The organism is Pectinatus brassicae (assembly GCF_014201835.1).
GTDB lineage: Bacteria > Bacillota > Negativicutes > Selenomonadales > Selenomonadaceae > Pectinatus > Pectinatus brassicae.
The window spans coordinates 1-10,259 of sequence record NZ_JACHFH010000057.1; the positions used below are offsets into that span (position 1 = coordinate 1).

Below are 10,259 nucleotides of genomic sequence, written 5' to 3' on the forward strand. Positions count from 1 at the left end.
TACGGGGATAGCCTGTGGAGATAATGTAAGACGTGTTTTTTGCGCAACTATCTATGAAGCAGGAACCCCGCGACTTTAGTCGTGGGAGGTTCAGTACTAATTTTAATCTAACGGTCGATTCAGGGAAAAAAATAGCTATTGTTGGGCAGACTGGTGCAGGTAAGACTACTTTGGTAAATCTATTAATGCGTTTTTATGAATTAAATAGCGGGAATATATTTATCGATGGAGTAAATATAAAAGATATGCCGCGTGATCTACTGCACAGCCAATTTGGTATGGTTCTGCAGGATACATGGCTTTTTGCTGGCTCTATCAGGGAAAATATAGCTTACGGCAAGGAGGCAACAGACGAGGATATTATTGCAGCAGCTAAAGCAGCTGATGCGCATAGCTTTATTCGACGTCTGCCGCAGGGATATGATACGCAATTAACTGATGCTGGCAACAACTTGTCACAAGGACAAAAACAACTTTTGACAATTGCTCGTGTGATGCTGGCCGATCCATCAATGCTTATTTTAGATGAAGCTACCAGCAATATTGATACGCGTACAGAACTTCGTATCCAAAATGCTTTCTTACGGATGATGAATAATCGTACCAGTTTTATAATTGCTCATCGTTTGTCAACAATTCGTGAAGCTGATGAAATAATAGTCATGGATAAGGGAAATATTGTGGAATGTGGTAATCATCAAGAACTTATACAGGCAGACGGCCCTTATGCAAAGCTCTATTATAGTCAATTTGTTCATGATAATAACTAATTATAAAGAAGGTACGGTGTTTTGAAGAGATTAAGTATTATTATTTTTGTATTACTCGTATGTACGGCAAGTGCTGTTGCAGGCTATAAATATGAGCGGTTTTAAAAATGTAATAGATGCCATTGGCGGCATAGATATAAATGTAGATAAGCATTTATACTACTATGATAAATATGATGCTGGTGAGGTTGATAATGATGGACTTATTGATATAAAAGCTGGCCAGCAGCATATGGATGGCAACACTGCCTTGGAATATGTGAGATTTCGTCATGATCCCATGGGGGATATTGGCAGGATAGGACGTCAGCAAAAATTTGCCAATGCTCTTTTAACAGCAATTTCTACTCCAGGGATAATTCCTCAGTTACCAGCGATAATCCGGCAAATACAAAATTCATTTGATACCGATATTCCTATTACCGATATGCTGAAATTTTCGACACTTATACCTTATATGAAATCCACTGGTATAAGTACAAATATGGTAGATGGGACACCTGTCTATATAAATAATATCAGTTATTGGGTTCCGGATATCGTGAAAATGCGTAATCAAGCAGCAAAATTAGAAAATATACAAGTGAATCAAGAATATAAAGAACAAAGTAATATTTTGGCACAAGCATATAAAAAATCATTGGATGATGTAAAAGTAATAATAGCACCATAATAATGATTATTACTAAGGAGTTTTAATATTGGATTTACTACAGACATGTATTGTGGCTGTGATACAGGGAATTACAGAGCTCTTTCCCATAAGCAGTTTAGCACATAGTATTTTTATGCCCTATATTTTTAAATGGAATTTAAGTGAAGATTTTTTACATAAAAATTTTCTGCCTTTTATGGTTATGCTGCATTTAGGAACTGCATTATCAATGTTTATTTTTTTTAATAATGAGTGGAAAAGTATTATTATAAAAATAGCCAAAGGGAATTTTCATGATAATAAACTTCTATATTTAATAATTGTTGGGAGTATTCCTGCAATTATTATAGGGTTTTTATGTGAAAAATTTCTTCGTATTATGTTTAGTAATGTAATAAATGCAGCAGTATTTTTAATACTGAATGGAATATTGCTTTTTATCAGTGAAAAGTGGCGTCAAAAGGGAACGAAGTCTATTCAGCAGTTAACTTATAAGGAGGCATTTATTATTGGAATATTTCAATGTCTTGCATTCATTCCTGGTTTTTCCCGTTCGGGAACTACTATAACAGGTGGCTTTATAATAGGATTAAATTCAAGTGAATCATTGAGATTTTCATTGCTTTTATCAGCGCCTATTGTTTTGGGGGCGGGCATTATTGAGACTCCGCATATTGCGATGGTCAATAACAACCAAGTTTTGTTAATGGCAATTATTGGCGGGATAGTTGCGGGGATAGTAGCATATTTATCTATAAAAATTATGATAAGGTTATTTAAAAAAACAGAGACAGCAATACTACGACCATTTGCTGTTTATTGTATTTTATTAGGCGGGATTATCTTTATAAGCAATTTATGGTAAAAAACATAAAAATATCATAAATTTGTCACACTTAAAATTAGCTGATATGATATTCTAAATACATAGAAAGAAAGTAAGCAATTATTTACTAATGGAGATGACAAAATGTTTAATTCAAAAAAGAAAAAATTAATAGCATTTGTACTGTCAGCATTTATGGCAGTTAGTGTATTTGGTACAACAATCGCATCAGCACATCCACATGATGATCCACCGCCACCACGCCCTCATTATGATGAACCTGCATCACCGCCACCTCATCATCACAGACATTGGGTGGATGGACATTGGAATCATGATCATCATTGGGTTCGTGGTCATTGGGAAAATAGATAATGCATTAAAAAGCTCTGCCATGATTGTGGTGGAGCTTTTTAATGCATTATTTATTTATATTTGTTGTTTGAGGATATAAAGAATATGTGGGATCCGATATGGCAAAAAAGAAAAAGGTAATAATACATATTATGTAGAAATAATAACAAAAATATATAAAAGAGGTGATTTTGTGGTAAATATATTTAAGTATATTATCATAGTAGTAGTTTTTAGTTTTATATCAGGGGTGAATATTGCTTGCTTAGAGGCGGCAGCGCCCTTAGATCAAGGAGTAGATTTTAATATTACCAGAGTGGAATTACCAAAAGACCAGGATGTAATCACTGGTTTTTTTAAGAATAGGATAGATAAAGCCTTAGTTTTAACGAGTATGGATATAGATATAACAATATTAGATACAAGTAACAATGTAGTGAGGACGAATCATAAAACACTAGCACTGCCTAATATATACATTCCGGCATCTGGTGGCAGTGATATATATAAGTTTAGCTTGGATAATCCAGGCAACAAAGCTTATTTGGGACAGACTGTGATGCAAACGAAAGTGCAGATTAGATGGCGAACACCATGATTTACAAACAGAAAAGATCCTCAGCTTTTTTATAAACTGAGGATCTTTTCTGTTTGTAAATTTAAATTTTAAATTTATTAAGCATGTTCTCTAAATCAATAACTTTATCTGACAACTGAGTGGCTGTTTGAGCAATTGTCTGAATAGAAGCTGTTTGTTGTTCAACTGCTGCAGCTAATTCTTCAGTGGCGGCAGCATTATTATCAGAGATGGAAGCAATATTGGAAATAGATACAGATATTGTATTGGTTCGGGTATTTACCTGGGCTATTTCTTTAGAAATTGCCTGTATTTGGGCTATGAAAATTTTTATTGATTCTTCAATTTGTTTTAAAGCAGTGTTGCTGGTTTGAGCAGCAGTTTCTAAATCATTGGCAATATTAAGTTCATGTTTAATTTCAGTTACGGCTGCCGTCGTATTAGCTTGTATTTCAGTGATTAACTTTTCAATTTCCTGACTGGAGGAGCTTGATTGTTCAGCTAATTTGCGTACTTCCTCAGCTACAACAGAAAAGCCTCGGCCAGATTCGCCGGCACGGGCAGCTTCAATAGCTGCATTTAAAGCCAGCAGGTTAGTTTGTCCTGATATATCAGTTATTACTTCAACAATTTTGCCGATTTTTTCCGATTTCTGCGATAAATCATGAATAGTGCTATAGACATTTTGGGTAGCTGTATAGTTTTTTTGCATTAAATTTACTTGGTTGTTTATGGCATTTACGCCTACCATAACAGAATTTTCAACGGTAGCAGCTGTGGCACTTGATTTTTGCAGACTCGTTGTAATGCGATTTACCGACTCCGTCACATCGGTAACCATATTGGCACTTTTTTGTACATCCTCTGCTTGATGAGTGGAATCCTGTGCCATATTGGTAATGGTAGTAGCGATTTGTTCGGAGACTTCACTTGTATTTGAAGCATTATCTTTCATGTTGGCAGAAGTTGACGTGATGTGAGAAGTTGTATTTTTAACTTCAGTAATGATTTGTTTTAAATCACTGCCCATTTCATTAAAAGCATTACCTAAGGTTGCAATTTCATCATTGCCGGAAACCGTAGCCTGTTCAGAAAAATCACCAGCAGCAAATTTTTCAGCATGAGTTGTAAGGTTAATTATCGGTTTAGTAAATTTTTTAGCTAAGGTAAAAGTAGCAAAGAAGATAACTATAAGTGTAATTAAACTTATAAGCAGGTAAATATTTCTTAGACTATATAACGGTGCATAGATTACATCATTAGGAACAGATAATACTAATATCCAATTGGTGCTGGGGATAGTATGATATACCATAGTTTTATCAACTGAAGCATCGGTATAGACAAGACTGCCAGTTTTATTAGTAAGAATTTGCTTGGTGATATCTGTAAAGGCTTTGTTGTCACTTAATTTTTTACTGACTAATTTACTGTCGGGATGAGCTAGTATTGTACCATCGGTATCTAAAATAAAAGATTGTCCCTGCCCGTTTATATTGATGTTTTTTATGGCGTCGGATAAATTAGATAAGAGAATATCCTGACCAATAACACCGCGTAAATTTCCTTGCGTGTCTTTTAATGGCGAGTATATAGTGATGCAATATTTTTGGGTAGTTGTATCAATATAAGGTTTAGTAAAGCCTAAATTGTTCTTTTGTAATGCATCTTTATACCAGCCGCGTTTTCTGGGGTCATAATCAGCGGGCATTGCAGAACCTTCGCCATGGATAAAACGTCCATCTGTAAAGCCAATATATAAATCAGAGACTAGTTTATCTGATTTATTTAAAGTGAAATACTCTTTGGCAATATCTTGTTGAGTCGTATTACTGATAATAAAATTCAGGTTTTCTACAGTTTGTGCTTTTAATTGCAGCCAAGAATCAATTTTTAAAGATTCCTTATTAGCTATTTCGCTCATTTGTGTGTTAATACTAGATGTTAATTGTTTTTTTGAATAGATATAACTAAAGCTGCAAATAATGACTAAAATTAAACCAACCATAATCATACCGTATAAGGTAATCTTTTTTTGCAGACCCATGAAAATAACCTCCTTTATACAAAAACTATATAAAACAATTACTATTAATTAATAGTATATCATATTATAAAATTATATAATATGACTAATATAATAATTATAAAATTTTATTTGACTGCGCAAAAAAACACCATACGGTAGAAAATAGCATGGTGTTTTTTAGAAAGTTAATTAATTGCAGGAAGCGGTTTCTTTGTTATTTATAAAGGACAAGCCATAACCGATTAAAGCACCTAACAGGGCTGGACATATCCAGCCAAGATGTACGGGATAAAAAGGGATATAGGCATTGAATAATGCGTTAATATAGTTGATTTGTAATCCTGCGGCATTTATGCCATCAAATATACTGAAAATGAAAGTAAAAGCCAAGCTCCAGCGATAAACGTTGTTTCTTCCCTGCCACCATCTTGAAGATAATGAAAGCAGTACCAATACAATGACGATTGGATACATTGCAGTTAGAAAAGGAATAGAGATATGAATTAATTGTGTAAGGCCAACATTAGCAGCAATAAGACTAAATAAAGTAATATATAATAATACGCGTTGATAAGAAATTTTATTCTTAAAAGCTTCGTTGAAATGAGCAGAGCAGGCCGAACTCATACCACAGCTTGTGGTTAAACAAGCCATAAACATGATGATAGCTAGAAGAATGTTTCCTAATGGTCCAAAAAAGGCTCTGGCTGAATCAGCTAATAAGATGGCACCGTTGCTGGAATGACCAAGTAAACTGGCACTGGTAGCTCCGATATATCCTAAGGACAGATAGACACAACTCATTAAAATGATAGCAATAAAGCCGCCGATGATGCAAATTTTGCCGATTTTCTGGCTGTCCGTTATACCACGCATGCGTACGGCATTTACAACGATTGCGCCAACCGCAATTGAGGCTAATAAATCCATTGTTAAATAACCGTTTTGAAATCCTTCGGAAAAAGGAGTGGCGATATAATTGCCGGCAGCGGGTAAAATATTGCCTAACGGAGTGATAAATGATTTTGCAAATAATATTACTAGAAAAAATAATAAAAGTGGTGTAAGGATTTTACCAACTCTGTCTACGATTTTTCCTGGGTTTAAAGCAAGAAAATAAGTTATTCCCATGAAAATTGTTGTATAGATGGCTTGACCGATTACAATATTATCGGAAGTTAAGAATGGCTTAACGCCTATTTCAAAAGCTACTGCAGCAGTACGTGGTATAGCAAATAATGGCCCGATAGTTAAATATAAAATTCCTAATAGAATAAAAGCAAATTGGGGATGGACATGTTCGGAAATAAATTCTGTATAGCGGCCGCCTTTAAAGGCAATAGCAACAATGCCTAAAAATGGTAAACCAACACCGGTAAGTAAAAAACCTATTATTGCGGGCAATAAATTATTGCCAGCAGCTTGTCCGAGAGCTGGTGGAAAAATTAAATTTCCTGCACCAAAGTAAATTGAAAACATCATAAAGCCGATTGATAATATCTCTGTTCTTTTCAAAAAATAAATCTCCATTCTTATAAAATGATTCTGTTAATAATAAAAAAACATCAGTATATCAGTGTTTGATATAATTTTAAAAGCATAATGTCCATTTGGAAAAGAAAAAAATAACAGTTAGGAGTGAAGGTGAACTACGCAATTGTCTTAACATTAAAATAAAAAGACTAATAATAATTACAAGCTAAATAAATTTGTTATAGCAATTAAAATCCTACTGAGCTTGATATTGCTGACATTATTAAGTATAATCGGAATAGTTGATGGACATAATGGTAGAAAAAGCGGATGATTTTAAAATGATAAATAAAATGAAATGTATTATTAACAAATATTTTGTGTATACAACATTATACATGAAATAATGGTATTAGAAAAGTACTTTACATTATAAAAATACAATAATTTATTAAAAAACAGCTAATAAAATAAGACGGATAATGTTTTATGGTTAAATTAAAGACTTTTTTATGATTATGCCATATATTTGCCATGTTTTTGTATAATACTAATATAGAATATCTATTATGTTATTTATTTATACAATTATAGCAGTATAATTATATAAGATTTGATAGACTATAGAGGAGTGTATGTGATGCGAATATCATCATATTATGGTGAGATAGCGTATAGTTCAAATTCGACAACTAATTTTGTTACAGAACTTAAAGCTAAAAATAATAATGGAACTAAAACAGAAACTTTTGAGGACATATCAGGAGATTTAAAAACAGCTAATGATATTGAAGATTTGGGAAAAACCATTAATAAAATGAATAAAAATATTTTGGAACTAAAAAGTAAGCAGATGCCTTATATAAATAATACATATAGAAAGAATACAGAACTACTTAATAAATTTGGCAATGCTTATACGCTTTCGATTTCCGATGAAGGATATGCAGCATTAAATAATAAGCAGGAAAGTGAATAATATGAAAAAGAAGTTTTGTAAGATTTTATCGCTATGTTTTTTTATGCTGGTTGTAGTTCAAGTCCAAGCAGGGTATTGCAAGTCTTTATCAATAAATGAAGCGGTTAATATGGCACTGCAAAATAATCTTGATATAAAAATAGCAGGGAAAAAAGAAGTACAGGCACAGGCTGAACTGGCGGGAATTAAAGCGCAGCGTGGAGTAACCGTATCGTTAAAAAGTGATTTTTCTGTTGCTGGTGGGAAAACAGATGGAATAAAAAAAGAATTTGAACGTGATAATAGTAATTCCATTAGTGTTACATATCCAGTGTATTCTGGTGGTAAAGATAGTCTGAATATTGCTATTCAGCAGCAGATTGTACAACAAAGCCAATTGAATACGCTGCGAACAGCAGAAAATATAAAGTATGACACGCTTAAGGCTTATTATGATGTATTGGAAGCTAAAAAAACTATTGCTGTAGATGATGAATCAGTAAATAATTATGAAAAGCATTTAATTAATGTCAAACAGTTATATAGTGCAGGCAGCGTTCCTAAATCAGATTTATTGCGATCTGAGGTAGAACTGTCAAATGCCAGACAAACATTGATAACTGCTAAAAACACTTATGATGTAGATGTAATAACCTTAAAAAATATTATTAAAATGGATAGAAACGAGCCACTGGAATTGACTGAAGACTTTAAGTATGAAGGTTTTAATAAGCCTTTGGCAAATTGTCTTTCTTTTGCGCTGGATCATCGTAAGGATTTAGAAGAAAGCAAAATTGATTATATCGTTGCCCAGAAAAATATTGAATTGGCTAAAGCAGATTATAAACCGACCGTTACAGCTTCCTTAAGCAGCGGTTGGAATAATCAGCCGTTGCCCGGCGGCAATGACCATGATTATACAGCCGGAGTATCGGCCAGCTGGAATGTTTTTGATAATGGGGTGACAAAAGCCAATATTAATGCTGCTGAAGCAGAAATGGAGCAGGCTCAGTTGACTTTACAGCAAAAAAATGATGATATTTAGCGGTGCGACAGGCATATCTTAATATGACAGAAGCCCAAAAGCGTTTTATTTCGACGAAGACGGCAATAGCACAGGCAGAAGAGGATTTGTTTATTGCGCAGGAAAAATATAAAATAGGTTCAGGGATAATTTTAGATATTATAGACGCACAATTAGCATTATCAACGGCAAAATTAAATTATATAAGTGCTCAATATGATTATGCCCGGTATAAAGCAGAATTAGAAAATGCCATGGGAATAGATGCAGAAATGGGCGGTTCAGCAAATGAATAAAAAAAGGTGGATAAAGCTAGGTGCTGCAATAATATTAATAGTTTTACTTGGTTTTGCTGGATATAAATATTGGCAATATCGCCAAACACAAAATACAACAGTTAATCAGGATGTATATATAGTAAAAACTATGGATCTAAAGGCAAAGGTATCAGCGACAGGAACAATAAAGCCGGTTGAATCAGTAGAAGTAAGTTCGAAGATAACTGCACGGATAAAGGAAATATTGGTAAAAGAAAACCAAATGGTAAAGGCTGGAGAAACAATAGCACTTCTCATCGTCTTCAACGACCTCATCTTCCTCTAGTTCATCATCGTCAAGTTCGTCGTCATCATCTTCTTCGGTAATTTATTATTATGTAACAATTGACATAAAAGATGATGGCGGGCTAGTTAAACCAGGCATGACGGCAAGGGTTGATATAAATACAGCAGATAAGAAAAATGTATTAGCAGTTCCATTATCAGCACTGCATACTGATGCAAAAGGTTCATATGTAATTATTGTTGGCGCTGATGGCAAAACAGTTAATAAGTATGTACAAGCGGGCATTTATAGCGATGAATATGTGGAAATAGTAAAAGGTCTTGCCGCAGGGGACAAAATATCCACAGAATATACAGCTAAAAAAACGACAACTTCATCAAATAATCATGGGGGACCACCACCGTTTTAATAATTATTAATTTTGATAACTAAAAAGGCTATGTAATTCTAGAATTAACTAGAGTTACATAGCTTTTTTTAGTGATAAATACTTTGTTATTATAATTCTGTATGAATTTTTATTTTACCATTTTTCTTTTTATGTAGATAAAGAAAATAAAATGGAATAGCGATTATACAGCCGCCAAAGCCCCAGATAAGTTGTTCCTGCTTAGCTTGAGCCAGCATCCATAAACTGATAAATACAGCAATAACAGGAATAGTTAAACCAAAAGGAATTTTATAAGGACGTGGTTTATTGGCCCATTTTTTACGGAAAATAATTACAGCAATACATGTGGGGAGATATTGTGTGAAGCGCGATACGGCACTGATAGCAGCAAGAAAAGTAAAACTGCCGCTCCAGGCTACAGCAATACTTAAAACAGCTGTAACAATTGAGGCCACATATGGAGTGTTCCAGGCAGTACGTTTGGCTAAAACTTCTGGCAGCATACCATCTTCGGCTAAAGCCGTGCAGACACGCGGCCCTAATATTGATTAAATGGGAGCCGCACACTCGTGACTTTAGTCGTGAGTTAGGCGACCAAACTAGTCAGTATGTATAGAAATATGCATATAGAGATTGGC

At 34.0% G+C, this 10,259-nt stretch carries 13 protein-coding genes; 10 read left to right on the forward strand and 3 right to left on the reverse strand.

Annotated elements, in window-relative coordinates:
* The first annotated feature begins 53 nt into the window (after positions 1-53).
* The 5 genes from HNR32_RS13165 to HNR32_RS13185 all read left to right on the forward strand — a co-directional run bounded on the left by HNR32_RS13165 (position 54) and on the right by HNR32_RS13185 (position 3,203).
* Complete coding sequence (locus tag HNR32_RS13165) at positions 54-770, forward strand: ABC transporter ATP-binding protein (protein ID WP_183863423.1); 717 nt, start codon at positions 54-56, stop codon at positions 768-770.
* 91 nt (positions 771-861) lie between these two features.
* Positions 862-1,443 carry an LCP family protein gene (locus HNR32_RS13170; RefSeq protein WP_183863425.1) on the forward strand — a complete coding sequence of 194 codons (582 nt, stop codon included), beginning with the start codon at positions 862-864 and terminating at the stop codon, positions 1,441-1,443.
* A 58-nt stretch (positions 1,444-1,501) separates the two neighbouring features.
* Entirely contained in the window at positions 1,502-2,290 is a 789-nt protein-coding gene (locus HNR32_RS13175; protein ID WP_311637009.1) for an undecaprenyl-diphosphate phosphatase, read from the forward strand.
* Between the two features lie 105 nt (positions 2,291-2,395).
* Positions 2,396-2,626 carry a hypothetical protein gene (locus HNR32_RS13180; protein WP_183863429.1) on the forward strand — a complete coding sequence of 77 codons (231 nt, stop codon included), beginning with the start codon at positions 2,396-2,398 and terminating at the stop codon, positions 2,624-2,626.
* A gap of 172 nt (positions 2,627-2,798) precedes the next feature.
* Entirely contained in the window at positions 2,799-3,203 is a 405-nt protein-coding gene (locus HNR32_RS13185) for a hypothetical protein (protein ID WP_183863431.1), read from the forward strand.
* 61 nt (positions 3,204-3,264) lie between these two features.
* On the opposite strand, the gene HNR32_RS13190 is transcribed toward HNR32_RS13185, so the two are convergent.
* On the reverse strand, positions 3,265-5,229 hold the full coding sequence (locus tag HNR32_RS13190; protein WP_183863433.1) for a methyl-accepting chemotaxis protein: 1,965 nt from the start codon (positions 5,227-5,229) through the stop codon (positions 3,265-3,267).
* Between the two features lie 171 nt (positions 5,230-5,400).
* Complete coding sequence (gene brnQ, locus HNR32_RS13195; RefSeq protein WP_231038060.1) at positions 5,401-6,726, reverse strand: branched-chain amino acid transport system II carrier protein; 1,326 nt, start codon at positions 6,724-6,726, stop codon at positions 5,401-5,403.
* A 598-nt stretch (positions 6,727-7,324) separates the two neighbouring features.
* On the opposite strand from brnQ, the gene HNR32_RS13200 reads away from it, so the two are divergent.
* From HNR32_RS13200 to HNR32_RS14285, 5 genes are all read left to right on the forward strand, one after another.
* The gene (locus HNR32_RS13200) at positions 7,325-7,663 is read left to right on the forward strand and encodes a hypothetical protein (protein WP_183863437.1); all 339 of its coding nucleotides are present in this window, start codon (positions 7,325-7,327) and stop codon (positions 7,661-7,663) included.
* A gap of 1 nt (position 7,664) precedes the next feature.
* Positions 7,665-8,687: a TolC family protein gene (locus tag HNR32_RS13205; protein ID WP_260162783.1), complete on the forward strand. Its 1,023-nt coding sequence runs from the start codon at positions 7,665-7,667 to the stop codon at positions 8,685-8,687.
* A gap of 23 nt (positions 8,688-8,710) precedes the next feature.
* Positions 8,711-8,962 (forward strand): TolC family protein, encoded by a 252-nt coding sequence (locus HNR32_RS14275; protein WP_260162784.1) that lies wholly within the window; start codon positions 8,711-8,713, stop codon positions 8,960-8,962.
* Positions 8,955-9,269 (forward strand): HlyD family secretion protein, encoded by a 315-nt coding sequence (locus HNR32_RS14280; protein WP_231038061.1) that lies wholly within the window; start codon positions 8,955-8,957, stop codon positions 9,267-9,269. Before HNR32_RS14275 ends, HNR32_RS14280 begins: the two co-directional genes overlap by 8 nt.
* A gap of 97 nt (positions 9,270-9,366) precedes the next feature.
* Entirely contained in the window at positions 9,367-9,639 is a 273-nt protein-coding gene (locus tag HNR32_RS14285; RefSeq protein WP_231038062.1) for a permuted SH3 domain-containing protein, read from the forward strand.
* Between the two features lie 89 nt (positions 9,640-9,728).
* Here HNR32_RS14285 and HNR32_RS13215 read toward each other — a convergent pair whose 3' ends face one another.
* Positions 9,729-10,166 carry an APC family permease gene (locus HNR32_RS13215; RefSeq protein WP_183863439.1) on the reverse strand — a complete coding sequence of 146 codons (438 nt, stop codon included), beginning with the start codon at positions 10,164-10,166 and terminating at the stop codon, positions 9,729-9,731.
* Positions 10,167-10,259 lie beyond the last annotated feature (93 nt).

Excerpts from the sequence above, each read along its gene's own strand:
- HNR32_RS13165 (WP_183863423.1), top strand. The coding sequence starts at position 54 with ATGAAGCAGGAACCCCGCGACTTTAGTCGTGGGAGGTTCAGTACTAAT.
- HNR32_RS13205 (WP_260162783.1), top strand. The coding sequence starts at position 7,665 with ATGAAAAAGAAGTTTTGTAAGATTTTATCGCTATGTTTTTTTATGCTG.
- HNR32_RS14285 (WP_231038062.1), top strand. The coding sequence starts at position 9,367 with ATGACGGCAAGGGTTGATATAAATACAGCAGATAAGAAAAATGTATTA.
- HNR32_RS13200 (WP_183863437.1), top strand. The coding sequence starts at position 7,325 with ATGCGAATATCATCATATTATGGTGAGATAGCGTATAGTTCAAATTCG.
- HNR32_RS13180 (WP_183863429.1), top strand. The coding sequence starts at position 2,396 with ATGTTTAATTCAAAAAAGAAAAAATTAATAGCATTTGTACTGTCAGCA.
- HNR32_RS13190 (WP_183863433.1), bottom strand. The coding sequence starts at position 5,229 with ATGGGTCTGCAAAAAAAGATTACCTTATACGGTATGATTATGGTTGGT.
- HNR32_RS14275 (WP_260162784.1), top strand. The coding sequence starts at position 8,711 with ATGACAGAAGCCCAAAAGCGTTTTATTTCGACGAAGACGGCAATAGCA.
- HNR32_RS14280 (WP_231038061.1), top strand. The coding sequence starts at position 8,955 with ATGAATAAAAAAAGGTGGATAAAGCTAGGTGCTGCAATAATATTAATA.
- HNR32_RS13170 (WP_183863425.1), top strand. The coding sequence starts at position 862 with ATGAGCGGTTTTAAAAATGTAATAGATGCCATTGGCGGCATAGATATA.